Origin of the sequence: Paraburkholderia tropica (assembly GCF_014171495.1) — a bacterium.
GTDB classification, from domain to species: Bacteria; Pseudomonadota; Gammaproteobacteria; order Burkholderiales; family Burkholderiaceae; genus Paraburkholderia; species Paraburkholderia tropica.
Genome location: NZ_CP049134.1, coordinates 1,750,676 through 1,775,870, shown reverse-complemented (window position 1 = coordinate 1,775,870; position 25,195 = coordinate 1,750,676). Strand labels below are relative to the sequence as shown.

Annotated in this window: 22 protein-coding genes; 10 read left to right on the top strand and 12 right to left on the bottom strand. The window is 65.9% G+C overall.

Annotated features, from left to right (window positions below):
* Positions 1 to 141: 141 nt before the first annotated feature.
* From G5S35_RS07900 to G5S35_RS07865, 8 genes are all read right to left on the bottom strand, one after another.
* On the bottom strand, positions 142 to 1,038 hold the full coding sequence (locus tag G5S35_RS07900; RefSeq protein ID WP_065060076.1) for a polysaccharide deacetylase family protein: 897 nt from the start codon (positions 1,036 to 1,038) through the stop codon (positions 142 to 144).
* Between the two features lie 18 nt (positions 1,039 to 1,056).
* Positions 1,057 to 2,109 carry a bifunctional UDP-4-keto-pentose/UDP-xylose synthase gene (locus tag G5S35_RS07895; RefSeq protein WP_124261029.1) on the bottom strand — a complete coding sequence of 351 codons (1,053 nt, stop codon included), beginning with the start codon at positions 2,107 to 2,109 and terminating at the stop codon, positions 1,057 to 1,059.
* Positions 2,106 to 3,074: a formyltransferase gene (locus G5S35_RS07890; protein WP_183038143.1), complete on the bottom strand. Its 969-nt coding sequence runs from the start codon at positions 3,072 to 3,074 to the stop codon at positions 2,106 to 2,108. The genes G5S35_RS07895 and G5S35_RS07890 overlap by 4 nt, the downstream gene beginning before the upstream one ends.
* Positions 3,071 to 4,195, bottom strand: a complete 1,125-nt coding sequence (locus tag G5S35_RS07885; protein WP_183038142.1) for a glycosyltransferase — start codon at positions 4,193 to 4,195, stop codon at positions 3,071 to 3,073. Before G5S35_RS07885 ends, G5S35_RS07890 begins: the two co-directional genes overlap by 4 nt.
* Positions 4,196 to 4,307: 112 nt before the next feature.
* Positions 4,308 to 5,471 (bottom strand): DegT/DnrJ/EryC1/StrS family aminotransferase, encoded by a 1,164-nt coding sequence (locus G5S35_RS07880; RefSeq protein ID WP_074984241.1) that lies wholly within the window; start codon positions 5,469 to 5,471, stop codon positions 4,308 to 4,310.
* 123 nt (positions 5,472 to 5,594) lie between these two features.
* Positions 5,595 to 5,966, bottom strand: coding sequence for an SMR family transporter (locus G5S35_RS07875; RefSeq protein ID WP_065060114.1), 372 nt, complete (start codon positions 5,964 to 5,966; stop codon positions 5,595 to 5,597).
* A gap of 180 nt (positions 5,967 to 6,146) precedes the next feature.
* Positions 6,147 to 7,838: a glycosyltransferase family 39 protein gene (locus tag G5S35_RS07870; protein WP_110328105.1), complete on the bottom strand. Its 1,692-nt coding sequence runs from the start codon at positions 7,836 to 7,838 to the stop codon at positions 6,147 to 6,149.
* A 211-nt stretch (positions 7,839 to 8,049) separates the two neighbouring features.
* A complete protein-coding gene (locus G5S35_RS07865; protein WP_065060070.1) occupies positions 8,050 to 8,424 on the bottom strand; it encodes an Mth938-like domain-containing protein in 375 nt (124 codons plus the stop codon).
* Positions 8,425 to 8,961: 537 nt separating this feature from the next.
* On the opposite strand from G5S35_RS07865, the gene G5S35_RS07860 reads away from it, so the two are divergent.
* From G5S35_RS07860 to G5S35_RS07825, 8 genes are all read left to right on the top strand, one after another.
* The gene (locus G5S35_RS07860; RefSeq protein WP_065060069.1) at positions 8,962 to 10,200 is read left to right on the top strand and encodes a pyridoxal phosphate-dependent aminotransferase; all 1,239 of its coding nucleotides are present in this window, start codon (positions 8,962 to 8,964) and stop codon (positions 10,198 to 10,200) included.
* Positions 10,201 to 10,284: 84 nt separating this feature from the next.
* The gene (locus tag G5S35_RS07855) at positions 10,285 to 11,616 is read left to right on the top strand and encodes a homoserine dehydrogenase (protein ID WP_065060068.1); all 1,332 of its coding nucleotides are present in this window, start codon (positions 10,285 to 10,287) and stop codon (positions 11,614 to 11,616) included.
* A 19-nt stretch (positions 11,617 to 11,635) separates the two neighbouring features.
* Entirely contained in the window at positions 11,636 to 13,087 is a 1,452-nt protein-coding gene (thrC, locus tag G5S35_RS07850) for a threonine synthase (protein ID WP_183038141.1), read from the top strand.
* Between the two features lie 286 nt (positions 13,088 to 13,373).
* Positions 13,374 to 14,588, top strand: a complete 1,215-nt coding sequence (locus G5S35_RS07845; protein ID WP_183038140.1) for a molybdopterin molybdotransferase MoeA — start codon at positions 13,374 to 13,376, stop codon at positions 14,586 to 14,588.
* Positions 14,589 to 14,598: 10 nt separating this feature from the next.
* Entirely contained in the window at positions 14,599 to 14,856 is a 258-nt protein-coding gene (gene moaD / locus G5S35_RS07840; protein WP_074984234.1) for a molybdopterin converting factor subunit 1, read from the top strand.
* Positions 14,857 to 14,885: 29 nt separating this feature from the next.
* Complete coding sequence (locus tag G5S35_RS07835; RefSeq protein WP_065060064.1) at positions 14,886 to 15,368, top strand: molybdenum cofactor biosynthesis protein MoaE; 483 nt, start codon at positions 14,886 to 14,888, stop codon at positions 15,366 to 15,368.
* A 251-nt stretch (positions 15,369 to 15,619) separates the two neighbouring features.
* Positions 15,620 to 15,922: a helix-turn-helix domain-containing protein gene (locus G5S35_RS07830; RefSeq protein WP_074984232.1), complete on the top strand. Its 303-nt coding sequence runs from the start codon at positions 15,620 to 15,622 to the stop codon at positions 15,920 to 15,922.
* The gene (locus tag G5S35_RS07825) at positions 15,922 to 17,277 is read left to right on the top strand and encodes a HipA domain-containing protein (RefSeq protein ID WP_183038139.1); all 1,356 of its coding nucleotides are present in this window, start codon (positions 15,922 to 15,924) and stop codon (positions 17,275 to 17,277) included. Before G5S35_RS07830 ends, G5S35_RS07825 begins: the two co-directional genes overlap by 1 nt.
* A gap of 120 nt (positions 17,278 to 17,397) precedes the next feature.
* Here G5S35_RS07825 and G5S35_RS07820 read toward each other — a convergent pair whose 3' ends face one another.
* A complete protein-coding gene (locus tag G5S35_RS07820) occupies positions 17,398 to 17,952 on the bottom strand; it encodes a group III truncated hemoglobin (RefSeq protein ID WP_074984345.1) in 555 nt (184 codons plus the stop codon).
* A gap of 182 nt (positions 17,953 to 18,134) precedes the next feature.
* Here G5S35_RS07820 and G5S35_RS07815 point away from each other — a divergent pair, with 182 nt between their 5' ends.
* Together G5S35_RS07815 and clpB are read left to right on the top strand one after the other, a co-directional pair.
* On the top strand, positions 18,135 to 18,623 hold the full coding sequence (locus G5S35_RS07815) for an Rrf2 family transcriptional regulator (protein ID WP_124261025.1): 489 nt from the start codon (positions 18,135 to 18,137) through the stop codon (positions 18,621 to 18,623).
* Between the two features lie 208 nt (positions 18,624 to 18,831).
* Positions 18,832 to 21,429, top strand: a complete 2,598-nt coding sequence (gene clpB, locus G5S35_RS07810) for an ATP-dependent chaperone ClpB (RefSeq protein WP_065060060.1) — start codon at positions 18,832 to 18,834, stop codon at positions 21,427 to 21,429.
* 148 nt (positions 21,430 to 21,577) lie between these two features.
* Here clpB and G5S35_RS07805 read toward each other — a convergent pair whose 3' ends face one another.
* The 3 genes from G5S35_RS07805 to G5S35_RS07795 form a co-directional block, all read right to left on the bottom strand.
* On the bottom strand, positions 21,578 to 22,018 hold the full coding sequence (locus G5S35_RS07805; protein ID WP_065060059.1) for a YidB family protein: 441 nt from the start codon (positions 22,016 to 22,018) through the stop codon (positions 21,578 to 21,580).
* Positions 22,019 to 22,129: 111 nt separating this feature from the next.
* Positions 22,130 to 22,750 carry a ComEA family DNA-binding protein gene (locus tag G5S35_RS07800; RefSeq protein WP_183038138.1) on the bottom strand — a complete coding sequence of 207 codons (621 nt, stop codon included), beginning with the start codon at positions 22,748 to 22,750 and terminating at the stop codon, positions 22,130 to 22,132.
* Positions 22,751 to 23,044: 294 nt separating this feature from the next.
* Positions 23,045 to 25,051 (bottom strand): sigma-54-dependent Fis family transcriptional regulator, encoded by a 2,007-nt coding sequence (locus G5S35_RS07795; RefSeq protein WP_074984229.1) that lies wholly within the window; start codon positions 25,049 to 25,051, stop codon positions 23,045 to 23,047.
* Positions 25,052 to 25,195 lie beyond the last annotated feature (144 nt).

Genomic DNA, 25,195 nt, shown 5'->3' with positions numbered 1-25,195 from the left:
CGTGGCTCTCCCTTTGTTATTGGCTGGCGCGGGGGCGGCGCGGGCGCCGGTCGGCCGGGACGGTGTGTGCCGCTCGCGGCGCCGTGCCGGCGGCATGGGCTGCGTGCGCGAAGACAGGCGCGGTGGCGCGGGCGGCGGGGTTCAGTCGGGCTGGACGATCAACTGGCCGGAACGGCCCGCGATCTCGCCCCAGGTGACAGGGTACGATGGCAGCGAATCCGGGTCCAGCGTCGCATGGTAATCGCCCATCGTGGCAAACGTGTGGCCCTGTGCGCGCCAGCCCGCGAGCAGCTGTTCGAACACGGGCGCGAGCTTCTGGCCTTCGAGTTCCGCGTGCAGCGTGAACACCTGATCGTGCGGATTGTTCTCGGTGAGCTTGAGCATCCACGCGGCGACGGTGTCCGTGTCCACGCCATCGACGCCCAGCACTTCGTCGAGCGTGGGCAGCGTGGTGGGCATCTGCACGTGGTTGAGCGTGCGGCCGTTCACGACCGGACGATAGGGCGAATGGCCGCGCCCGTCCGAGGCGTACTGCATGCCCCAGGTGTCGATCTGCTCGAACGCCGACTCGTTCATCTGCCAGCCTGCCGCGCCGTGCGTGACGGGCGGCGTGCCGAAGATGCGCGTGAAGCGGTCGAAGCTTTTCTGCATCTGACGCGCGGTCCATTGCGCGTCGCGCGTGCGCACGTTGTCCTGCCAGTAGACGTGGTCCCACGTGTGGATGCCGCACTCGAAACCGGCTTCGTGGATCGCGCGCATCTGCGCGGCCGCTTCCACGCCGATGTCGGGGCCGGGCAGCAACACGCCGTACATCAGCTGGCGGATGCCGTAATGCTCGACCACCGAGGTGCGCGAGACCTTCTTCAGAAAGCCCGGCCGGAACACGCGGCGCAGCGCCCAGCCCGTATGGTCCGGGCCGAGGCTGAACAGGAACGTCGCGCGCGCCTTGTAGCGGTCGAAGATGCGCGCGAGATTCGGCACGCCTTCACGCGTGCCGCGCAGTGTGTCGACGTCGATCTTGAGAACGATGCGGGCCAAGTGGCGTTGTCCCCGGCGTTACGCTTGCTGCTGTTCGACGAGCGCACGCGCTTCGCCGACATGGCCGCGGTACGCTTCGAAGATCTTGCGCAGCGCTTCGTCGAAGGTCGACTTCGGCGCCCAGCCGAGTTCCTGCATCGTGTTGTCGATCTTCGGCACGCGGTTCTGCACGTCCTGGTAGCCCGCGCCGTAGTACGCGCCCGACGACGTTTCGACCAGCTGGACCTTCTTCGCCGTTTCCGCGTACTCGGGGAATTCGGCGGCGAGCGCCAGCATCTTGTGCGCGAGTTCGCGCACCGAGAAGTTGTTGGTCGGGTTGCCGATGTTGAAGATCTTGCCCGAGGCGACGCCGTCCTTGTTGTCGATGATCTTCATCAGTGCTTCGATGCCGTCGTCGATGTCGGTGAACGCACGCTTTTGCGCGCCGCCGTCGACGAGGCTGATGTTCTCGCCGCGCACGATGTGGCCGAGGAACTGCGTCACGACGCGCGACGAACCTTCCTTCGGCGTGTAGATCGAGTCGAGGCCGGGGCCGATCCAGTTGAACGGACGGAACAGCGTGAAGTTCAGGCCTTCCATGCCGTAGCCCCAGATCACGCGGTCCATCAGCTGCTTCGAGCACGCGTAGATCCAGCGCGGCTTGTTGATCGGGCCGTAGGTGAGGGCCGACGCGTCCGGGTCGAACTGCTCGTCCGAGCACATGCCGTAGACCTCGGAGGTCGACGGGAAGACGAGGTGCTTGCGGTACTTGACCGCCGAACGCACGATCGGCAGGTTCGCCTCGAAGTCGAGTTCGAACACGCGCAGCGGCTGCTGCACGTAGGTGGCCGGCGTGGCGATGGCGACCAGCGGCAGGATCACGTCGCACTTCTTGACGTGATACTCGACCCACTCCTTGTTGATCGTGATGTCGCCTTCGAAGAAGTGCATGCGCTCATGCTTGACCAGATCGCCGAGGCGGTCCGTCTGCATGTCCATGCCGAACACTTCCCAGTTCGTGGTCTCGAGGATGCGCTTGGAGAGGTGATGGCCGATGAAGCCATTGACACCCAGGATCAGAACTTTTTTCATGGACGGGGGACAGATGAAATGAGGTCGGAGAACGCGGCGGGCGTGACGACGGTCTCTTGACCGCCGTGTTCCAGATTCGGTGCGTGCCGCAGTTCGTGAATCGCGATGGCGCGGCCGTCGCCGCAAAGGGCGAAAAGCGCATTATCGCTTACGTGGATGCCGGCGGGCAATCCGGCGAGGGCGCGCACGCGTTCGGCGTCTTGCGTGCCGGGGCGCACCAGCCGCGCGCGCGCGATCACGAAACGATGCTCGCCGATGTCCGTGAACGCACCCGGGTACGGCGGCGCGACCGCGCGGATCAGGTTGTAGACGTCCTGCGCGCTCTGCGAGAAGTCGAGCCGGCCGTCTTCGGGCTTGCGCCCGCCGTAGTAGCTGCCTTGCGACAGATCGTTCGGCAGGTGCGGCGCTTCGCCCGCGACGAGGGCGGGCAGCACGCGCCAGAGCGTCTGCTCGGCGGCCACCGTCACCTTGTCGAAGACCATCGCCGCCGTGTCGTCTGGCAGGATCGGCACCGGCGTTTGCGCGATGATCGCGCCCGCGTCGGGCTTCGCGGCCATCTCGTGCAGCGTCGCGCCGGTTTCCGTTTCGCCCTTGATCACCGCCCAGTTGGTCGGCACGCGGCCGCGATACTTCGGCAGCAGCGAGCCGTGCATGTTGTAGGCGCCGCGCGCGGCGAGCGCGAGCAGATCCACCGACAACATGTGGCGGTAGTAAAACGAAAAGATGAAGTCGGGCTGCGCGGCGGCGATCGCGGCGCGCAGCTCGGGGCTTTTCGGATCGGCCGGCGTGATGACGTCGATGCCGTGTTCCTCGGCCACCGACTTCACGCTGCCGAACCAGATGTTTTCGGTCGGGCTGTCTTCGTGCGTGACGACGAGCGCCACGTCCACGCCGCGCGCGAGCAGCACCTGCAGGCAGCGCACCCCGACGTTGTGATACGCGAAGACGACGGCGCGCGCTTTCATGACTGGGCTCCGTGGCGTGCGTCCTGACCGGCTTCCTGGTCGACGTTGGCGCCGCCGTTCGGGTTGACGTTCTGGTTCGCGGCGCCGACAGGATTCAGCGCGGTCTGCACGGCCTGCACGACATCCTGACGCGGCACGTCGACCACTTCGCGGCCGTTGCGCGCTTCGAGAATCGTCTGCACCAGATAGCGCGGACGCGCGCGCACCTGCTGATAAATACGGCCGATGTACTCGCCGAGCAGGCCGAGCGCGAAGATGATCACGCCGAGCAGGAAGAACGTGATGGCGAACAGCGTGAACACGCCTTGCACTTCCGCGCCGATGATGAAGCGGCGGATCAGCAGCAGCACGAACAGGCCCGCCGAGCCCAGCGAAAGAATCACGCCGATGAACGACAGCCACTGCAGCGGCACGACCGAGAAGCCGGTGACGAGGTCGAAGTTCAGGCGGATCAGGCTATAGAGCGAGTACTTCGACTCGCCCGCGAAGCGCTCTTCGTGCGCGACGTCGACTTCGACCGGGTTCTGCGCGAAGGTGTACGCGAGCGCCGGAATGAAGGTGTTGATTTCGCCGCAACGGTTGATCGTATCGACGATATGACGGTTGTAGGCGCGCAGCATGCAGCCCTGGTCCGTCATCTTGATGCGCGTGATGCGCTCGCGCAGCCGGTTCATGGCCTGCGAAGCCTTGCGTCGCCACAGACTGTCCTGGCGCTGCATGCGGATCGTGCCCACGTAGTCGTAGCCTTCGCGCATCTTCTCGACCAGCTTGCCGATTTCCTCGGGCGGATTCTGCAGGTCGGCGTCGAGCGTGATGACGATCTCGCCGCGCGACTGCTCGAAGCCCGCGAGGATCGCCATGTGCTGGCCGTAGTTGCCGTTGAGCAGGATCGCGCGCGTGGTGTCCGGGCGCGCGCGGAACTGCTCGGCGAGCATCGCGGCGGAGCGGTCGCGGCTGCCGTCGTTGATGAAGATGACTTCGTACGAGGTGCCGAGCTTGTCGAGCGCCGGGTACAGGCGCGCGAACAGCGCGGCCAGTCCGGCTTCCTCGTTGTAGACCGGAATGATGACCGAGACTTCCGGCGTTTCCGGGGTCAAGGTGCGTTGTTCCGTTTGACTCATGTGTGCGTCTTTTCCGTTGGGGTAATCCGTGTTGCACGACAGTGTACGGCGGGCGGGGCGGGCGCGATTGGCCGAACAGCGCCCACTCCGTGCAGGTACTTGCTGGCGATGCCTACTTCGCGAACTGCGTGCAGATGTCGTTGACGGCGTGGCATACGCGCGCGACGTCCGCTTCCGTCATCAGCGTGAAGAGCGGCAGCGTGACCGTGGTCGCGCCGAACCGCTCGGCGTGCGGGAACATGCCCGCACGGAAACCGCGCTCGCGATAGAGCGTGAACAGGTGGATGGCCGGGTAGTGCACGCCCGAACCGATCCCGCGTTCCTTGAGCTGTTCCATGAATTCCGCGCGCGTGAGCGTGAGCTTTTCGAGCGGCAGGGTGATCTGGAACATGTGCCAGTTGCTGTTCGCGAAGTCGGCGTGCGGCAGGCCCATGCCCAGCTTCACGGCCGCGCCGCCTTCGAAGCCCGCGAAATACGCCTTCGCGAGATTGCGGCGCTGCAGCGTGAAACGCTCGATGTGCTTGAGCTGGCCGAGGCCCACGCGCGCGGCCACGTCCGTGAGATTGTACTTGCCGCCGAGCACGTCGCAGTCCATGCCGTCGAGGCCCGTGCGCGTGATGCCCTGCAGCCGGTATTTGCGCGCGAGTTCGGCTTCGTCCTCGTTGTTGAGTACGAGCGCGCCGCCTTCGATCGCCGTGAGGTTCTTGTTCGCGTGGAAGCTGAACGAGACGATGTCGCCGAGTTCGCCGATGCGCTTGCCGTTCCAGCTTGCGCCGAACGCCTGGGCGGCGTCTTCGATCACGCGCAGCTTGTGCTGGCGGGCGATCGCGTAGAGGCGGTCCATGTCGACGGGCAGGCCCGAAAGGAACACCGGAATGATCGCCTTGGTGCGCGGCGTGATGGCGGCTTCGAGCTTGTCGAGGTCGATATTGCGCGTGAGCGGGTCGATGTCGGCGAACACGGGCGTCGCGCCGACTTCGTAGATCACGTTGCTCGTGGACACCCACGAGGCCGGCGTGGTGATGACTTCGTCGCCGGGACCGACGCCCGCGATGCGCAGACCGATCTCCAGCGTCGCCGTGCCCGAGTTGAAGGTGCGCACCGGACGGCCGCCGCAATACTCGGACAGCGCGGCTTCGAACGCCTGGTTCTGCGGGCCGGTCGTGATCCAGCCCGAGCGGAGCACGTCGACGACGCCCTGAATGGTTTCCTCGTCGATCTCGGGTTTGACGAACGGGAGGAACGGTACGGAGGATTGCGCGGATGACTGGGTCATGAGGGCTTGGCTCGTCAGAACGTCAGATAGTGAGTGAGGCTGTGGCGGCGCGAAGCATGCGCCGCCGACCTTACGATTTGCTTCGATGTGGCTTCGATGTGGCGTATGGCCCGGCTGCGCCGATCAGCTGCGCGCCAGCACGACCACGCCGATCAGGATGATGCCGATGCCGACGAGGCGCTGCACGCTCATCACTTCGCCGAACAGATACCAGGCCGCGAACGCGTTGACCACGTAGCCGAGCGAGAGCATCGGGTAGGCGATCGAGACGTCGACGCGCGAGAGGCCCACGATCCACACGACCACGCTGAACACGTAGCAGGTGAGTCCGCCGATGATCGGCAGCTGCGTGGCGAGCTTCCAGCCGATGGGCAGGATGTTCGCACGGCTGAATTCGAAGTGTCCAACGGCATTGACACCGGCTTTCAGCAACAGTTGCGCACAGGCATTCAGGCCGACGCCGGCCAGGATGCAGATAAGGGAAATCGGATTCATCATTCTGGTGATCAACTCGGTTATGGGGGCGGACCGGGCGCGGTCCGCGACGCCGCTGCGGCGGGCGGGCAGCCACAGGCGGGCGCGTGGAACGGCCCGCGCGCTGCGCGGCTGCCGGGCCGGCGCCGTCAGGGTCACAACCCGGCATTATCGCTCATGCGCGCCCGCGTTCCGCCAGGCTCAGGGCTGCGGCTTTTCCACCACCACGCGGCGCGCGTCGCGCGCGATCACCTGCATCGGGAAGCCTTGCGCGGCCAGCTGGTCGTAGCGCTGCGCGGGCAGCAGCGCCAGCGCGTAGCGTTCGGCCTTCCAGCGCTGCTCCCATTCGGCGACGGTCGGCACCCATTTCTGCGGTTCCTCGGAGATGCCGAAGGCCAGTTCGTCGGTGACCTGGACCATCGTCATCGAGTGGCGCACGTAGAAGGGCAGCGTGTGATCGAGCACGCCGACCGAATAGAACGGCGTGTCGGGCGGCATTTTGGCGATGGCCGCGCGCACGGCGGGCGCGAGCGGCGCGCCGGAACTCAGCGTGCCGAATACGTCGTGGCCCGTGCCGGCGATGGTCGCGAGCAGCAGCCACGCGGTGCCGAGCGCCACGGCCGGCGCGCGCGCGCCGGTTTCGGGCGTGTTCTTCGCGCGAGCGATGCGCAGGCCGATCATGGTCGCGACGAAGGCGGCGGCGGCGGCGGCGAACACCCAGACCTGGTACTCGCGGTAGAGCGCGTTGGGGTTGCGCGAGTCGCCGAGGCGCGTGAGTACGAACGAGCCCGCCATCAGCGCGACGGCCAGCAGCGCATAGCCGATCAGATGGCGATTCCACTGCTTTTTCGTCATCAGCGGCAGATAGAGGCCGATGACGAGCGCGAGCGGCGGAGCGATCGGCAGCGTGTACGAGATCAGCTTCGAATGCGACGCGCTGAAGAACAGGAAAATGAAGGCGCTCCAGACCAGCATCAGCGTGACCGGCGCGAAGCCGTTCGGCTGGCGCGGCGTGCGCAGCGCGTGGCGCACGCTCTGCACGCTCACGGAGAGCCACGGCAGGAAGCCGACCAGCATTACCGGCACGAAGTAATAGAACGGGCCGGGGCGGTTCTGCGCGGGCGTCAGATAGCGCTGGAACTGCTGGACGATGAAGAAGAAGTTGAAGAACTCGGGATTGCGCTCCTGCACCAGCACAAACCACGGCGATACGACCGCGAAGAACACGATCAGGCCGCTCACGAGGTAGAGGCGCTTCCAGAGCGCCCAGTCGCGCGAGATCAGCGTGTAGAGCACCAGCACGGCGCCCGGCAGGATCAGGCCGACGAGGCCCTTCGAGAGCACGGCGAGCGCCATCGCGCCCCAGCAGACCCACATCCACAGGCGCGCGGTGTTGCGCGGCAGATTGGGGCGCTGGGCGAGCAGCAGCGCGCAGAGCGTGAGTTCCATCCAGAACGACAGGGCCATGTCGAGCGTGTTGAAGTGGCCCATCAGGTTCCAGTACGGCGCGCAGGCGAGCACGACGGCGGCGAAGAAGCCGGTGGCGGCGTTGAACACGCGCGCGCCGGTGAAGCCGACCAGCAGCACGCCGGCGAAGCCGGTCAGCGCCGTGTAGAGGCGCGCCTGCCATTCGCCGATGCCGAACCAGGCGAACGTCAGCGCGTTCATCCAGGTTTGCAGCGGCGGCTTCTCGAAATACTTGTAGCCGTTGTAGCGCGGCGTGATCCAGTCGCCGGTCGCGAGCATTTCGCGCGCCATTTCGGCATAGCGGCCTTCGTCGCTCGGCAGCAGATGGCGCCAGCCGAGCGGCAAGAACCAGATCACGGCGAGAGCGACGATCAGAAGCAGGATCGCGCTGCGGTTGAGCGGCAGCCGCGAGGGCGTATCGTTCATGGATTCCAGCCTGTTTTTGTCAACGTTGCAGTCGGTCGGGTGGCGGCGTGGATACGCGCCTCGCCCGCGCGGCGCGCAAGTGTACTACGGCACGGGGAGCGTACCTGAAGGCAAGCTTAAGGGGCGGGCACGAGGCCGCGCGATCGGGCGGCCGATCCGGGGCGCGATCGGACTTTAATCAGGTTGCGATCAGGCCCCGACCAGGCTTCAGTCAGGCTTCGATCAGCAGCGCGAGCGCCACGCGGCGGCCTTCGGCCATCAGGATGTTGTAGGTGCGGCAGGCGGCCTTGAAATCCATCGCCTCCACGCCGATGCGCTGGGCCGACAGCGGCGCGGTCAGGCGCGGATGCGGAAAGCGCAGGCGCTCGCCGCTGCCGAACACGACGACTTCGGGCTTGAGCGGCAGCAGCGCCGCAAAATGGTCGGGGGTGAGCGAGTCGAACGCATTCACCGGCCAGGGCTGGACCGGCGAGTCAGGCATGACGAGGATGCTGCCGTTATGACGCTCGAGATTGATCTCGACGTAATCGGCGCCATAACCGGTGACGGTGTTCAGGGCGCCGCTGGAGTCCTGGTGTAGTTTCAAAACGGAATTCCGGAAGGTCTCAGCGAAGGTCTTATTACGGACAGCGCGCGCCGGCGCAGGCACGGCGCGGACGAAGGACGCCGCGCGCTGCCGCTGCCCGTGGCCTGGCACGGCCCGTGACGGCGCTTTGCGCATTGCGGAAGTCGGTCAAAATCCGCTAAATTATAGCTTTTTAGCCGCCGCGGCGCGCCGTCGCCCCAGCGGGGTCCGGCCTGAACCGCTTCGAGCCCGTCAGTCCGAGCGCCACATCCGCGCCATTCGCCTGCGACATCCTGTCTGGATACACCCAGTGGACACACCCAGCCGGCGAACGCAGTCACAAGCTGCAACTGGCACGTTGCCCGAAGATGTCCGCAGTTTCCCGTGGTTAGCCGGAGTTGGCCCGTGCCGCAGCCACGCTCGCCCCTTGCCTCGACAGGCTCGCGGCCCGTGCGCCGTTCGGCCCGCTCTGTATAGTTACCCGGTATGCCGCGCCCGGCCAATGCCCGACTCGCCTATTTGGCCCCTTAAGACCGTTTCCCAGACCGAAAGCCCGCCGTGAAACCGATTCTCAAATCCAACAAGCTGCAGAACGTTTGCTACGACATCCGCGGGCCGGTGCTCGAGCATGCCAAGCGCCTCGAAGAAGAAGGCCATCGCATCATCAAGCTGAACATCGGCAATCTGGCGCCGTTCGGCTTCGACGCGCCGGACGAGGTCATTCAGGACATGATCCTGAACCTGCCGGGCTCCTCGGGCTATTCGGACTCGAAGGGCGTGTTCGCCGCGCGCAAGGCGATCATGCATTACGCGCAGCAAAAGGGCGTCAAGGGCGTCGAGCTCGACGACATCTACATCGGCAACGGCGCGTCCGAGCTGATCGTGATGGCCATGCAGGCGCTGCTGAACGACGGCGACGAAGTGCTGCTGCCCGCGCCCGACTATCCGCTCTGGACGGCGGCCGTGAGCCTGTCGGGCGGCACGCCCATTCACTACATCTGCGACGAATCGAACGCGTGGATGCCCGATCTCGACGACATCCGCGCGAAGATCACGCCGAACACGCGCGCGCTCGTCGTCATCAATCCGAACAACCCGACGGGCGCGCTGTATTCGGACGAACTGCTGCAAGGCCTCGTGGCGATCGCGCGCGAGCACGGCCTGATCATCTTCGCCGACGAGGTCTACGACAAGATCATCTACGACGGCAAGACGCACACGGCGCTCGGCTCGCTCTCGGAAGACGTCATCACGGTCACGCTCAACAGCCTCTCGAAGAGCTACCGCGCGTGCGGCTACCGCGCGGGCTGGATGTTCCTCTCGGGCATGACGGGCGAAAACCGCCGCCGCTCGAAGGACTACACCGAAGGCCTCGGCATTCTCGCGTCGATGCGCCTGTGCGCGAACGTGCCGGGCCAGTACGCCATCCAGACGGCGCTCGGCGGCTACCAGAGCATCAACGAGCTGATCCAGCCGGGCGGCCGCCTGTATCGCCAGCGCGAACTCGCGTACAACATGCTCACGGCCATTCCGGGCGTGAGCTGCGTGAAGCCGGAAGCGGCGCTGTACATGTTCCCGCGCCTCGATCCGAAGCTCTATCCGATCCAGGACGACCAGCAGTTCATCCTCGATCTGCTGCTGCAGGAGCGCGTGCTGCTCGTGCAGGGAACGGGCTTCAACTGGAAGCAGCCGGATCACTTCCGCGTGGTGTTCCTGCCGAACGTCGACGACCTGACCGATTCGATCAACCGGATCGCGCGCTTCCTCGACGGCTATCGCCAGCGTCACGGCACCTGAGCGACGGCACCCGTCACGCAGACGCCACGAAAAACGCCACGCAAACGCATTTCCTTTTCACACACTTAGACGAACACACGCTGCATGGAACCGATCAAAGTAGGTCTCTTGGGCTTCGGCACGGTGGGCAGCGGCACCTTCACGGTACTGCGCCGCAACCAGGAAGAAATCAAACGCCGCGCGGGCCGCGGCATCGAGATCGCGCGCATTGCCGTGCGCAATCCGGCCAAGGCCACCGCGGCGCTCGGCAGCGAAGCCGGCAGCGTCGACCTGACGACCGACTTCAACGCCGTCGTCGACGATCCGTCGATTTCGATCATCGCCGAAATGATCGGCGGCACCGCCCTCGCCAAGGACCTCGTGCTGCGCGCGATCGCCAACGGCAAGCACGTGGTCACGGCCAACAAGGCGCTGCTGGCGGTGCACGGCACGGAAATTTTCCAGGCCGCACGCGCCAAGGGCGTGATGGTCGCGTTCGAAGCGGCGGTGGCGGGCGGCATCCCCATCATCAAGGCGCTGCGTGAAGGTCTGACGGCCAACCGCATCCAGTACATCGCCGGCATCATCAACGGCACGACGAACTACATCCTCTCGGAAATGCGCGAGCGCGGCCTCGACTTCGCGACCGCACTGAAGGGCGCGCAGGAACTCGGCTACGCGGAAGCCGACCCGACCTTCGACATCGAAGGCGTGGACGCCGCGCACAAGGCCACGATCATGAGCGCGATCGCGTTCGGCGTGCCGGTGCAGTTCGACAAGGCTTACGTGGAAGGCATCAGCAAGCTCGACGCCATCGACATCAAGTACGCGGAAGAACTCGGCTATCGCATCAAGCTGCTGGGCATCGCGCGCCGCACGGAGAAGGGCATCGAGCTGCGCACGCATCCGACGCTGATCCCGGCGAAGCGGCTGCTCGCGAACGTGGAAGGCCCGATGAACGCGGTGGTCGTGCACGGCGACGCCGTGGGCACCACGCTGTACTACGGCAAGGGCGCGGGCGCGGAGCCGACGGCCTCGGCGGTCGTGGCCGATCTCGTGGACGTGACGCGCCTGCATACGGCCGATCCCGAGCATCGCGTACCGCATCTGGCGTTCCAGCCGGATAGCCTCTCGAACACGCCGATCCTGCCGATCGAGGAAGTCACGAGCGGTTACTACCTGCGCCTGCGCGTGGCCGACCAGACCGGCGTGATGGCCGACATCACGCGCATCCTGGCCGACAGCGGCATTTCGATCGACGCGCTGCTGCAGAAGGAGTCGGAAGAAGTGGACGCGCAGGGCAAGGCGGAGACCGACATCATCCTGATCACGCACGAGACGCTCGAAAAGAACGTCAACGCGGCGATCGCGCAGATCGAGAAGCTGGCGACCGTGAAGTCGTCGGTGACGAAGCTGCGCATGGAAGGACTGAACTAAGGTAAGGCAAGGACCAGCAATGAATTACGTATCCACGCGCGGCGCGGGCGCCGGCGAGCAGCATTCGTTCTCGGACATCCTGCTGGGCGGCCTCGCACGCGACGGCGGCCTGTATCTGCCGGCGCAGTATCCGCAGATCGGCAAGGAAGAACTCGCGCGCTGGCGCGGTCTCTCGTACGCGGACCTCGCGTTCGAGGTCCTCTCGAAGTTTAGCGACGACATTCCCGCCGACGATCTGCGCGACCTCACGCGCCGCACCTACACCGCGGCCACGTACTGCAACGTGCGCCACGGCGAGGACGCGAGCAAGATCACGCCGCTGACCACGCTCGGCGAGGAAAACGGCACGACGCTCTCGCTGCTCGAACTCTCGAACGGTCCGACACTCGCGTTCAAGGACATGGCGATGCAGCTGCTCGGCAATCTGTTCGAGTACACGCTCGCCAAAGCCGGCCAGCAGCTGAACATTCTGGGCGCCACGTCGGGCGACACCGGCAGCGCGGCGGAATACGCGATGCGCGGCAAGAAAGGCGTGCGCGTGTTCATGCTCTCGCCGCACAAGAAGATGAGCGCGTTCCAGACCGCGCAGATGTTCAGCCTCCAGGATCCGAACATCTTCAACCTCGCGGTGGAAGGCGTGTTCGACGACTGCCAGGACATCGTCAAGGCGGTCTCGAACGATCACGCGTACAAGGCCGCGCACAAGATCGGCACGGTCAATTCGATCAACTGGGCGCGCGTCGTGGCGCAGGTCGTCTACTACTTCGCGGGCTATTTCGCCGCCACGAAGAGCAACGACGAGCGCGTGTCGTTCACGGTCCCTTCGGGCAACTTCGGCAACGTCTGCGCGGGTCACATCGCGCGCATGATGGGTCTGCCGATCGATAAGCTCGTGGTCGCGACCAACGAGAACGACGTGCTCGACGAGTTCTTCCGCACCGGCGTCTATCGCGTGCGCGCGTCGGCCGAGACGTATCACACGACCAGCCCGAGCATGGACATCTCGAAGGCCTCGAACTTCGAGCGCTTCGTCTATGACCTGCTGGGCCGCGATCCGGCGCGCGTCGCGCAGCTGTTCCGCGACGTCGAGGAGAAGGGCGGTTTCGATCTCGCGGCGAGCGGCGACTTCGTGCGCGTGCAGCAGTTCGGCTTCGTGTCGGGCCGCAGCGGCCACGACGACCGTATCGCGACGATCCGCGACGTCTTCACGCGCTACAAGACGATGATCGACACGCATACGGCCGACGGCGTGAAGGTCGCGCGCGAGCACCTGCAACCGGGCGTGCCGATGATCGTGCTGGAAACGGCGCAGCCGGTGAAGTTCGGCGAGACGATCCGCGAAGCGCTCGATCGCGAAGCCGAGCGTCCGGCGGCGTTCGAAGGCCTGGAGGCGCTGCCGCAGCGTTTCGAAGTGGTGGCCGCCGACGCGAAGCAGGTGAAGGACTACATCACGGCGCACACGCAGGACTGATCGGTTCTGCCGCCGTACCCGCCGCGGGCGCGAGCCGCTCGCGGCGCGCAGTCCTCGACGCACACGGCGAATTCACGGCATAAGGGCACGCGGCGCAATGCCGCCTGCCCGCCGCTACAATAACGGCAGACCCACTGCCGAAGGCGTCGCGCGGAGCGCTCTGCAAGCACCGCGGATCGCGCCTCGTCCCGTACGCCCCAACATCCCGCCCATGTCCACGCCCCAAGCCCCGAATTCAGGCACCCGCGCCGCCACGAACGCCGCTACAGGCGCCCCGCGCCCGCCGATGATCTCGACCGCCGATGCGCTCGCGACCTTGCTCGCCGCCGCGCAGCCGCTCACGCAAACCGAAACGCTCTCGACCTTCGACGCGCTCAACCGCGTGCTGGCGGTCGAGGTGGTGTCGCCGCTCGACGTGCCGCCGATGAACACGAGCGCGATGGACGGCTACGCCGTGCGCGCGGCCGACCTGCATCAAGGCAGCCGCCGCTTGCCGGTCTCGCAGCGCATTCCGGCCGGTCACGCGCCGCAGCCGCTCACGGCAGGCACGGCGGCGCGCATCTTCACGGGCGCGACCGTGCCGCCGGGCGCGGACGCCGTGGTGATGCAGGAGCAGGCCGAAGCCGGCGACGGCGAAGTGACGATCCTGCACACGCCCAAGGCCGGCGAGTGGATCACGGCCCAGGGCGCGGACATCAAGAAGGATTCGGTGATCCTGCCCGTGGGCACGCGCCTGTCGCCCGCGGCGCTCGGGCTGGCGGCCTCGGTCGGCTGCGCGACGCTCACGGTCACGCGCCGCGTGAAGGTGGCGGTGTTCTTCACCGGCGACGAACTGACGATGCCCGGCGAGCCGCTCAAACCGGGTTCGATCTACAACTCGAACCGTTTCACGCTCACGGGCCTGCTGCGCAATCTGGGCTGCGACGTGACCGATTACGGCATCGTTCCCGATCAGCTCGACGCCACGCGCGCGACCTTGCGCGAAGCCGCCGCGCAGCACGATCTGATTCTGACCTCGGGCGGTGTGTCGGTGGGCGAGGAAGATCATGTGCGTCCGGCCGTAGAGGCGGAAGGCCATATCGGCATGTGGCAGATCGCCATGAAGCCGGGCAAGCCGCTCGCGTTCGGCGCGGTGCGGCGTGGCGCGAACGAAGCGGGGCAGGCGTTTTTCATCGGGCTGCCGGGCAATCCGGTGTCGAGCTTCGTGACCTTCCTGCTGTTCGTGCGCCCGTTCCTGCTGCGTCTCGCGGGTGTCGCGCACGTCAGCCCGCGCGCGTTGTCGCTGCGCGCCGATTTCACGCAGACCAAATCGGATCGCCGCAACGAGTTCCTGCGCGCGCGCGTGAATCCGGCGGGCGGCCTCGACCTGTTCTCGAACCAGAGTTCGGCGGTGCTGACTTCGACGGTCTGGGGCGACGGCATCATCGACAATCCGCCGAATCATACGATCAGCGCCGGTGAGATCGTGCGCTTCATCCCCTTTACCGAATTGCTGTACTGAGTTTGAAACGATGAAAATCCAGCTGAAATTTTTTGCGAGCGTGCGTGAAGCACTGGGCGTCGCCGATGAAACGGTCACGCTGCCCGACAGCATCGTCACGGTCGGCGATGTGCGCGGCTGGCTGCGCGCACGCGGCGGCGTCTGGGCGGAGACGCTGGCGGAAGGCCGTTCGCTGCGCATGGCGTGCAACCACGTCATGACCGACCCGCGCACGCGCATTACCGAAGGCTGCGAAGTCGCGTTTTTCCCGCCCGTCACCGGCGGCTGAATCCCTCACGACGATTAAGGAGAGCAGTCATGCCCGTGCGGGTTCAGACCGGGGATTTCGACCTGACGACCGAAGTCGCGCAACTGCGCGCCAACAATCCGTCGATCGGCGCGGTGGCGTGCTTTGTCGGCACCGTGCGCGACCTGAACGACGGCAGCGCGGTCGCGGGGATGGAGCTCGAGCACTATCCGGGGATGACGGAGAAGGCGCTGGAGAACATCGTCGAGGCGGCGCGCACGCGTTGGCCGGGCATCGAGGTGCTGATCGTGCATCGGGTCGGCCAGCTCGCGCCGCTCGACCAGATCGTGCTGGTCGCGACGACGTCGAAGCATCGCGGCGATGCGTTCGCGTCTTGCGAGTTCGTGATGGATTACCTGAAAAGCGAAGCGCCGTTCTGGAAGAAGGAAGCGACCGAGCACGGCGCGCGCTGGGTCGATGCGCGCGAAAGCGACGACGCGGCGCTGGCGCGTTGGGGGATCGAGTCGGGGAATGCGGCGGTCAAGCCGGATTAAACACGCATGCGTGCGTATTCTATCGATTGTTCCTGAAATATCAGAATAACAAGCGCAACCGTGGATCGTACGGAATAATTCCTGAAATATGAGAATAATCGGCTCGCCGTGTGGGCTGAGTCGATTTATTCCTTAAATGCGAGAACTATTCGCCAAAACTGGCGTCCAACGGAATAATTCTGATATTCTCGGAATTATGGCCGCATCAAGCGGCTGATTCCGAAAATCTGGACATTCTGGACGCGCCCGCCATGCCCCGCACCTTGCCTCGACCGATTGAACGCCCGGACCCGCTGGCGCTGGACATGGCCGCGCTCGGCCTGCTCGTGCGCAATCGCCGCGCACAAAGCGAACTGCGTATCGACGATGCCGCGCAAATGCTCGGCGTCTCCAAGGACGTGCTGTCGCGGCTCGAAAACGGTCGCTCGGTCAGTCTCGACAAGGTGTTTCTGATTCTCAACGGGCTCGGGCTCAGCCTGCTGGTCCTGCCGCGCAGCGAAGCCAGCATGGCAGTGCGCAAGCTGATGCCGCCCGGCGCGCAGGAGACGCCCTGATGGCCGCCCATACGCTGCGCGTCACAACCGGCGATGCGCCGGTCGGCACGTTGAGCTTCGAATCGCGCGAGGAGCGCTACGGTTTCGACTACGACGCGGCCTGGCGCCAGCGCGACGACGCCTTTCCGCTCTCGCCGCACATCCCGCTCTCGGGCGCGGTCGCGGCGCCGGGCGCGGTCCAGCGTTTCCTGCAAAACCTGCTGCCGGAAGGCCGCGCGCTCGACGTCGCATCGATCGTCAATCAGATCTCGAAGGAGAACGTTTTCGGGCTCGTGCGCGTGCTCGGCAAGGAACCCGTCGGCGCGCTGAGCTTCGCGCCGCCCTCGGACCTGCCCGGCGCGCCGGTCGAGGCCGCGCCGCCGCTGCGCAGACCGATTTCGACGGAAGAACTGAGCCAGCGGATCCGCGAACGCGATCTCGTCGATTTCCCGGTCTGGGACGGCAAGGTGCGACTCTCGGTCGCCGGCTATCAGGACAAGCTGCAGGTGCTGGCGGAAGGCGCGCGCCTCGCGCTCGCGGACGGCGCGCTCAGTTCGACGCATATTCTCAAGCCCGAGTCGCGCAATGCCGTTACGCCGCACATGGTCGCCAACGAGCACTTCTGCATGACGCTGGCGGCGCGTCTGGGGCTCAAGGTTGCGCCGGTCGAGATTCGCCGTATCCCCGAGCCGATTCTGCTGATCGAGCGTTTCGATCGCGCTGTAAGCATCGATCCCGCCGATGGCGAGACTGTGACCGCGGTGCGCCGGCGGCATGTGATCGACGGCTGTCAGGCGCTGGATCTGCCCGTGTCGTTCAAATACGAGCGCAATTTCGGCAATGTCGCCGACGTGCGCAATATCCGCGAAGGCGTGAGTTTCGAGAAGCTGTTCGCGCTGGAGCCGTATTTCGACAATCCGCTGTCGACGCGCACGTTTCTCGTGCGCTGGGCGCTGCTGCACGTGCTGATCGGCAATAGCGACGCGCATGGCAAGAACATCTCGTTTTTCATGCGCGCGTCGAATCTGGAGCCCGCGCCGCTGTACGACCTCGTTTCGGTGAACGCCTACGGCGAGCACGTCGAGCAGGACATGGCGATGGCCTATGGCGACGTATTCCGGCTACAGGAGCTCACGCCGTACGCGCTAGCGGATTTCGCCCAGCGCACGCGCACGCAGCCGCGTTTTCTGGAGCGCGAGATCGTGCGGATGGCGCGGCAGGCGAGTGCGCTTGCGCCGGAACTGGCGCGCGCCGAGGTTTATGTGGGCGAGGAACGGGCGCTGGTGGACGCGGTGGCGCGCGTTGTCGTCGCGCAGAGCGAGAGGCTGTTGAAGCTGGCGCCCGAAGTGCCGAAAGTCGATCGCAGCCTGTTTTGAAGCTGGGACGCGATGCCTGGCCGCCGTTATGCGCATAAAACGGGGCAGATCGCGCTGACTTGCGTGATGAATCGCAACTAACAGCCAGAATCAGCCGACGACGCCAGACGCAGGCGTCGCTCAGTTCGCGCGATCGGCTTCGTCCGCGTCCATCGAGCGGCCGACGATGCGCGTCGGAAACGGCTCGCCAGGCGGGCGCGTGGGCAGGTCGTGATCGTGTCCGTGGCCTGCGGGGCGGCGGCGCGGCGCGACCGCATCGAGCAAGGCTTGCTGTTCGGGCGGAATCTGGTAGTCCCAGCCGAACTTGCTCAATTGCAGGCTCTGCGCGATTCGCAGCGCGGGCTCCATGAACTGGAGCGCGGCGGCAGGCTCGTAGCGCGCCTGCACGGTATCGAGAAACAGATGGAGCCAGCGGCTGAAATGACGCGGCTCGACGCCTTCCACGGGATTGTGGGCCTGCTGCACGTTGCCGCGGTAGGTTTTCGTCCCGAGCACAAGGCTCGACCAGAAGCGCACCATCTTCGGCAGATGGTCGTCCCAGCGCCCGGCCAGCATGCCGTCGAAGACCGGGCCGAGCAGCGCGTCCGCGCGCACGCGGTCATAGAACGCGTAGACGAGTTCGCGGATGTTGTCTTCGGTCGGCTCGGCGTAGGGGGCGGGGCGTGCGTCGGTCATGATGGGCTTGTTGCGGATGTACAAATGCCACGGCACGTTCCGATGCGGCTGGAAATGCCGGAAAATGCCTGGAAATACGAAGCGTCATGATACCCAGACAGCGCAAAACCTGCATGGGCGCTGCATGTTATCTTAGACGCATTAGCGTCACGATTGACCTGACTCATTTTTTAACGATCGCCATGAGACTGACCGATTACACCGACTACTCGCTGCGCGTGATGCTGTATCTCGCGCTGCGCCGCGACGGCCTGGCGACGATCCAGGAAATCTCCGACGCCTATGGCATCTCGAAGAACCATCTGATGAAGGTCGTGCAGCGGCTGGGCGAACTCGGCTGGGTCGACACCCTGCGCGGCCGTAACGGCGGCCTGAGGCTCGCGGCGGATTCGCTGTCGCTGAGCGTCGGCACCGTGGTGCGCCACACCGAGAGCGATTTCGCGCTGGTCGGCTGTTTTCCCGACGAACACGGCGAGCGCCGCGGCTGCGTCATCGAACCGCAGTGCCGCCTCAAGCATGCGCTGGCGGCCGCGCGCGACGCCTTCCTCGCCGAACTCGATCGCCACACCATCGGCGAACTGGCGCAACCGGAGCATGAACTGAGCGGCGCGCTCGGCCTCGCGCCCGTCAACTTCATCCCGCGCGCAAAGGCGACGAGCGCCACGCGCTGACTTCGCCCGATCTCGCGACGCTCCTCACGGCGCGCTTCGATCCGACGAATCCACCGGCTTCACCGTCATCCGCCCTGCGGACGGCGATCTGCGCATCCAGCGCACCCTCATATTAAAAATCGGAAAAAATGACGGCCTGTGCGCTTGAAACCGGCTCAATGACCCTTAAATCTGGTGACAGTCAAGATTACTGGAGGTCTCGTTTCAAATGAGAATCGACAAGCTCACCACCAAGTTTCAGGAAGCACTCGCCGACGCACAAAGCCTGGCCGTCGGCCGCGACAATCAATACATCGAACCGGTCCATCTGCTGGCGGCGCTCGTCGCGCAACAGGACGGTTCCGCGCGCTCGCTGATGTCGCGGGCCGGCGTGCAGGTTCAGGCGCTGCAAAACGCGCTCAACGACGCCATCAACCGCTTGCCGCAGGTGCAGGGCACCGACGGCAACGTGCAGGTCGGGCGCGAGCTCACGGGTCTGCTCAATCAGGCCGACAAGGAAGCGCAGAAGCTCAACGACACCTATATCGCGAGCGAAATGTTCCTGCTCGCCGTCGCCGACGACAAGGGCGACGCGGGCCAGATCGCGCGCAAGAACGGCCTCTCGCGCAAGGCGCTCGAAGCCGCGATCGTCGCGGTGCGCGGCGGCGCGCAGGTGCATAGCCAGGACGCCGAAAGCCAGCGCGAGGCGCTCAAGAAGTACACGGTCGACCTGACCGAGCGCGCGCGCGCCGGCAAGCTCGATCCCGTGATCGGCCGCGACGACGAAATCCGCCGCTCGATCCAGATCCTGCAACGCCGCACCAAGAACAATCCGGTGCTGATCGGCGAGCCCGGCGTGGGCAAGACGGCCATCGTCGAAGGTCTCGCGCAGCGCATCGTCAACGGCGAAGTGCCGGAAACGCTCAAGGGCAAGCGCGTGCTCTCGCTCGACATGGCCGCGCTGCTGGCGGGCGCGAAGTATCGCGGCGAGTTCGAGGAACGCCTGAAGTCGGTGCTCAACGACATCGCCAAGGACGAAGGCCAGACCATCGTCTTCATCGACGAAATTCACACGATGGTCGGCGCGGGCAAGGCCGAAGGCGCGATGGACGCGGGCAACATGCTCAAGCCGGCGCTCTCGCGCGGCGAGCTGCATTGCATCGGCGCGACCACGCTCGACGAATATCGCAAGTACATCGAGAAGGACGCCGCGCTCGAACGCCGCTTCCAGAAGGTGCTCGTCGACGAACCGTCGGTCGAAGCGACCATCGCGATTCTGCGCGGTCTGCAGGAGAAATATGAACTGCACCACGGCGTGGAAATCACCGACCCGGCGATCGTCGCGGCGGCGGAACTGTCGCATCGCTACATCACCGACCGTTTCCTGCCGGACAAGGCGATCGACCTGATCGACGAAGCGGCGTCGAAGATCAAGATGGAAATCGATTCGAAGCCCGAAGAGATGGACAAGCTCGATCGTCGTCTGATCCAGCTGAAGATCGAGCGCGAAGCCGTCAAGAAAGAAAAGGACGAAGCGTCGCAGAAGCGTCTGCAGCTGATCGAAGAGGAAATCGATCGCCTGAGCCTCGAATATAAAGACCTCGAAGAGATCTGGACCGCCGAGAAGGCCGCGGTGCAGGGCAGCGCGCAGATCAAGGAAGACATCGACAAGGTGCGTGCCGAGATCACGAAGTTCCAGCGCGAAGGCAAGCTCGAGAAGGTCGCGGAATTGCAGTACGGCAAGCTGCCGCAACTCGAAGCGCAGCTCAAGCAGGTCGCGCAGGCCGAGGCCACCGAGCAGAACAGCCCGAAGCGTCATCGTCTGCTGCGCACGCAGGTGGGCGCCGAGGAAATCGCGGAAGTCGTGTCGCGTTCGACCGGCATTCCGGTCTCGCGCATGATGCAGGGCGAGCGCGAAAAGCTGCTCTTGATCGAAGACAAGCTGCATGAGCGCGTGGTTGGCCAGGACGAGGCGATTAACGCGGTGTCGGATGCGATCCGCCGTTCGCGCGCCGGTCTCGCGGACCCGAACAAGCCGTACGGCTCGTTCCTGTTCCTCGGGCCGACCGGCGTGGGCAAGACCGAGCTGTGCAAGGCGCTCGCGGGTTTCCTGTTCGATTCGGAGGATCACCTCATCCGCATCGACATGAGCGAGTTCATGGAGAAGCACAGCGTCGCGCGTCTGATCGGCGCGCCGCCGGGCTACGTCGGTTACGAGGAAGGCGGTTATCTGACCGAGGCCGTGCGCCGCAAGCCGTATAGCGTGATCCTGCTCGACGAAGTCGAGAAGGCGCACCCGGATGTGTTCAACGTGCTGTTGCAGGTGCTCGACGACGGCCGCATGACCGATGGCCAGGGCCGCACCGTCGACTTCAAGAACACGGTGATCGTGATGACCTCGAACCTCGGTTCGCACCTCATCCAGTCGATGCACGGCGAGCCGCAGGAAGCGGTCAAGGAAGCGGTCTGGAACGAAGTGAAGCTGCAGTTCCGCCCCGAGTTCCTGAACCGGATCGACGAAGTCGTCGTGTTCCATGCGCTCGGCAAGGACAACATCGAGTCGATCGCGAAGATCCAGTTGCAGCGCCTGCGCGAGCGTCTGGAAAAGCTCGACATGGAACTCGTCGTGTCGGACGAAGCGCTCGGCAAGATCGCGGATGTCGGCTACGACCCGCTGTTCGGTGCGCGGCCGCTCAAGCGCGCGATCCAGCAGGAGATCGAAAACCCGGTCGCCAAGCTGATCCTCGCGGGCAAGTTCGGACCGAAGGACGTGATTCCGGTCGACGTCCAGGACGGCAAGCTGGTGTTCGAGCGCGTCGTTCATTAAGCGCTCTCAGTTCGCTGATGCACCGCTGGCGCGACGGTAATCTGTCGCGCTTCAAACAAAAAGGGCTCCCCGATTCGGGGAGCCCTTTTTTCATGGGCGTCGCAAAAGTACGCACCGGCGCGCGCGAGGCGCGCCTCGCGTCAGCGTATCAAGCCTGCTTGTTGCCGCCGCCGAACAGCGAGGCGAGGCCGCCGAGCGTGCCGAGCACGCTTTCGGTGTTGATCTGGCCGCCCTGCGGCACTTCGCCGTTCGGCGTGCCCGCGTTCACGACGTGCGGCAGCACCTGGGCGAGCAGGCCGCTGACCTGTTCGGGCTGCATGCCGACCTTCTGCGCGAGACCCGAGACGACGTCCGAGCCGAGCACGTTGTGCAGCTGATCGGGCGAAACGGACTGGTTCTCGCCGTTGCTGACCCACGACTGCACGACGTCGCCGAGACCGCCTTGCTGGAACTTCTGGATGAGGCCGTTCAGGCCGCCCGGCTGATTGTTGACGAATTCCATCGCGAGCGCGAGGAGTTGAGTTTGGCCGCCGCCTTGTTGCTGTTGCGACGAACCGAGCAGGGAACCGAGGGTATCGAGCAGGCTCATGACGATCTCACTAATGATGGCCGCGACGGGGGACGCGGCCGGAAAATCGGACGGCGCGCACGAGGCGCGCCGCGGGGATGGCAGAAAGTGCCGGAAAGCGGGCGCGCGACCTCAAGCGCCCGAGGCGGCCGCGTCGGACGCGGCCTTGCTCTTCTTCGACTTCTTGCTCTTCTTTGCTTTGGTATCCGAAGCGGCGGCCGGCGCGGTGGCGGCGGGCGCGGCGGAACCCGCCTGCGCGGCGCTCGCGGCGGCGGCTTCCTTGTCCTTCTTGCTCTTGCGTTTGGACTTGCCGGCCTTGGCGTCCGAGGCGGCCGGCGCGGTCGTGGCCGTGGTGGCGGGCGCCGCTGACGTCGGGGCCGTGGTCATCGGATTCGGCGCGGTGCCGGCCGTGGCGCCGGGCGCCGCCGTGGTCGCCGCCTTGCTGCTCTTCGACGACGCTGCCGGCTTGCCCGCCGGCGGCGCCGACGAACCGTTGATCGTCAGACCGGCGGCTTCGAGATTCTGCACCGACTTCGGACCGATGCCCTTCACGCGCGTGGCGAGGTCGTCCGCATCCTTGAACGGGCCGTTTTTGCTACGTTCGTCGAGGATCGCCTTGGCGTGGACGGGGCCGATGCCCTTGACCGATTCGAGCGCCGCCTGATCGGCGGTATTGACTTCGACCGCCGCGGCCAACGCGGCGGACAGCGACAGACCGAGTGCGAGGAACAGCATCAGCAGCTTCTTCAGCATGGCAATCGCTCCATTGAGGGCAATTCGAATTCGGTTAGCCGGGAACGGACGACGCATCCAGTCGGTGGGCGCTGCGCTATCAGGATAGGACAGTTCGCGCCTGCGTGGACGGGAAGCGGACGATTTATACCGAGCGTTTCGTGGCAAGACAATCGCGCCGCACAATATTTAATACTTCTGTGCATTGCGCGCACAGGCCGATCGCGGCGGACGCAACGAGCGCGCGTGCGCCATGACGGTGCGCGCGCGCGAAAACTGCCGCTGGAACGGCGGAACAGCCGCACGCGCCGACGCTCAAGCGCGATGCGGCCCGACGATGCCGTGCTTCGCGATCCGTCGATAGAGCGTCGCGCGCGAGATGCCGAGCGCGGCGGCGGCGGCGTCGGGACGCCAGCGGTGGGCGGTGAGGGCGGCGAGGATGCGGGCGCGTTCGGCGCTGTCGTGATGGCCCGTCGCGCGTTCGGCGCGCGTCGACGCGCGGTCGCCCTCGCGCGAGGCCATGGCGCCCCCACGCGCTGAATCAGGCAATTGCGCGGCGAGATCGGCGCTCAAATGCCGCGCCTCCACACGCACGGTGTCGCAGACGGCGCATGCGTAGCGCATGGCGTTGCGCAACTGGCGCAGATTGCCGGGCCACGCATAGGCGGCGAGTTGCGCGGCCAGCGCGGCGTCGAGGCCGAGCGGGCGGCCCGCGGCCTGCGCTTCTTCGGCGAACACCGTGTCGATCAGCATGCCGATGTCGCGCCGTTCGCGCAGCGGCGGCAGCGTGAGCACCGCGCCGCTCAGGCGGTAGTAGAGATCGTCGCGAAACGCGCCCGCCGCGGCCATCTGCGTGAGATCGCGGTGCGTCGCGCAGATCACGTCGAGATCGACGCGCACCGGCGTCTCGCCGCCGAGCGGCAGCACTTCGCCTTCGGCGAGCACGCGCAGCAGGCGCGTCTGCAGCGCGAGCGGCATATCGCCGATTTCGTCGAGAAAGAGCGTGCCGCCGTCGGCGAGCGCGATCTTGCCGCGCGCGCCGTGACGCCGCGCGCCCGTGAACGCGCCGGGCGCGTAACCGAACAGCTCGCTCTCGATCAGCGACTCGGGCAGCGCGCCGCAATTCACCGCGACGAACGGCCGGTTGCGGCGCGGCCCGGCATCGTGGATCGCGCGCGCGAATACTTCCTTGCCCGCGCCGGTTTCGCCGAGCAGCAGAATCGGCAGCCGCTTGCCGACGACGCGCTGTGCGATGCGCGCGTTGTCGGCCACGCGCGCGTCGGCGCTGCGCAGGAACGGGCCGAGCGCGCTGCGGTCGTGCGCCTCCTCGGCGCGGGTTTGGGGCGCATCGCGCACGTCGCGCAGCGGCACCGCGCCATGCACGCCCGGCGACGGCACCCGTCCGAGCGGCGCGCGAATCCGCGCGTAAAGCATCGCGCCGCTCGCCCGCAGGCGCAGCGCCGCGATGGCCTCGATGCGGCCGATATCGCGCAACTGCACGTGCGACGAATCGAAAATCTCGTCGATATGGCGCGGACCTTCGAGGCCCGGAATGATTTCGCGCGCGCGCCGGTTCGCGGCGACCACGTTGCCGTTTTCGTCGAAGGCGATCAGTAGTTCGGGCTGCGCCTCGACGTAATTGCGGCTCTGGTGGCCGAACAGAATCCAGCACGACGCGGTGCGATGCAGGAAATAGCCGTCCTCGATGAGCGTCGCGCTCTGGCGCACGAGCTGATTGACGATGCGCTGGCTCTCGCGGCCATCGGGCGACTGCACGGCGGAGGCGTCGAGCACGCCGATCAGCTCGCCGCCGGGCGCAAAGATCGGCGCGGCGCTGCAGGTGAGCGTGGTGAACGCGGCGCGGAAATGATCGGTCTTGTGCACGGTGATCGGCGCGAGATCGGCCAGCACGCTCGCGATGCCGCACGTGCCTTCCTCGCTCTCCGACCAGCACGAACCGATATGCAGGCCCGCGTGCTTGAAGTCGTTGCGGCGCTCGCGGTCGATGCGGTAGTCGATCGTCACGCCATGCGCGTCGGTGAGCATCACGCAATAGTCGGCGTCGCGCACGACGTCGTGCAGGCGCGTGAGGCACTGGCCCGAAGCGCGCAGAAAAGACTCCTCGCGATCGCGGATTTCGCGCAGTTCGGCGGCGCTCAGCACGCGCGGGCCGATCACCGAGCCGGGATCGAGCTGATAGCGCTCGAACGAGCGCTGCCACGACGACGCGAGCCGCGCCGAGCCCGAAGGCGCGGGCAGGCGTCCTTCGACGGCGTCGCGCACGCGCGCGGCGTGGCGGGTGGGAGCGAGGGCGTAGGGCATGGCGGTTCCAGTCGAATCCAGACCACTCCAGGCGGGAACCTTTTGTAGCACATCCCGCGCGCGCAATCACACCGCAGCGCAGCAAGCGAGATGGCTGAGACGATCGTCTCAGTGTGTCGCGAGACGCGCATGCGGGCCTGCACA

What these genes read in the sequence shown, in the direction of transcription:
- G5S35_RS07895 (WP_124261029.1), bottom strand. Translation starts at nt 2,109, where the DNA reads ATGAAAAAAGTTCTGATCCTGGGTGTCAATGGCTTCATCGGCCATCAC.
- G5S35_RS07890 (WP_183038143.1), bottom strand. Translation starts at nt 3,074, where the DNA reads ATGAAAGCGCGCGCCGTCGTCTTCGCGTATCACAACGTCGGGGTGCGC.
- G5S35_RS07885 (WP_183038142.1), bottom strand. Translation starts at nt 4,195, where the DNA reads ATGAGTCAAACGGAACAACGCACCTTGACCCCGGAAACGCCGGAAGTC.
- G5S35_RS07880 (WP_074984241.1), bottom strand. Translation starts at nt 5,471, where the DNA reads ATGACCCAGTCATCCGCGCAATCCTCCGTACCGTTCCTCCCGTTCGTC.
- G5S35_RS07875 (WP_065060114.1), bottom strand. Translation starts at nt 5,966, where the DNA reads ATGAATCCGATTTCCCTTATCTGCATCCTGGCCGGCGTCGGCCTGAAT.
- G5S35_RS07870 (WP_110328105.1), bottom strand. Translation starts at nt 7,838, where the DNA reads ATGAACGATACGCCCTCGCGGCTGCCGCTCAACCGCAGCGCGATCCTG.
- G5S35_RS07855 (WP_065060068.1), top strand. Translation starts at nt 10,285, where the DNA reads ATGGAACCGATCAAAGTAGGTCTCTTGGGCTTCGGCACGGTGGGCAGC.
- thrC (WP_183038141.1), top strand. Translation starts at nt 11,636, where the DNA reads ATGAATTACGTATCCACGCGCGGCGCGGGCGCCGGCGAGCAGCATTCG.
- G5S35_RS07845 (WP_183038140.1), top strand. Translation starts at nt 13,374, where the DNA reads ATGATCTCGACCGCCGATGCGCTCGCGACCTTGCTCGCCGCCGCGCAG.
- moaD (WP_074984234.1), top strand. Translation starts at nt 14,599, where the DNA reads ATGAAAATCCAGCTGAAATTTTTTGCGAGCGTGCGTGAAGCACTGGGC.
- G5S35_RS07835 (WP_065060064.1), top strand. Translation starts at nt 14,886, where the DNA reads ATGCCCGTGCGGGTTCAGACCGGGGATTTCGACCTGACGACCGAAGTC.
- G5S35_RS07830 (WP_074984232.1), top strand. Translation starts at nt 15,620, where the DNA reads ATGCCCCGCACCTTGCCTCGACCGATTGAACGCCCGGACCCGCTGGCG.
- G5S35_RS07825 (WP_183038139.1), top strand. Translation starts at nt 15,922, where the DNA reads ATGGCCGCCCATACGCTGCGCGTCACAACCGGCGATGCGCCGGTCGGC.
- G5S35_RS07820 (WP_074984345.1), bottom strand. Translation starts at nt 17,952, where the DNA reads ATGACCGACGCACGCCCCGCCCCCTACGCCGAGCCGACCGAAGACAAC.
- G5S35_RS07815 (WP_124261025.1), top strand. Translation starts at nt 18,135, where the DNA reads ATGAGACTGACCGATTACACCGACTACTCGCTGCGCGTGATGCTGTAT.
- clpB (WP_065060060.1), top strand. Translation starts at nt 18,832, where the DNA reads ATGAGAATCGACAAGCTCACCACCAAGTTTCAGGAAGCACTCGCCGAC.
- G5S35_RS07805 (WP_065060059.1), bottom strand. Translation starts at nt 22,018, where the DNA reads ATGAGCCTGCTCGATACCCTCGGTTCCCTGCTCGGTTCGTCGCAACAG.
- G5S35_RS07800 (WP_183038138.1), bottom strand. Translation starts at nt 22,750, where the DNA reads ATGCTGAAGAAGCTGCTGATGCTGTTCCTCGCACTCGGTCTGTCGCTG.
- G5S35_RS07795 (WP_074984229.1), bottom strand. Translation starts at nt 25,051, where the DNA reads ATGCCCTACGCCCTCGCTCCCACCCGCCACGCCGCGCGCGTGCGCGAC.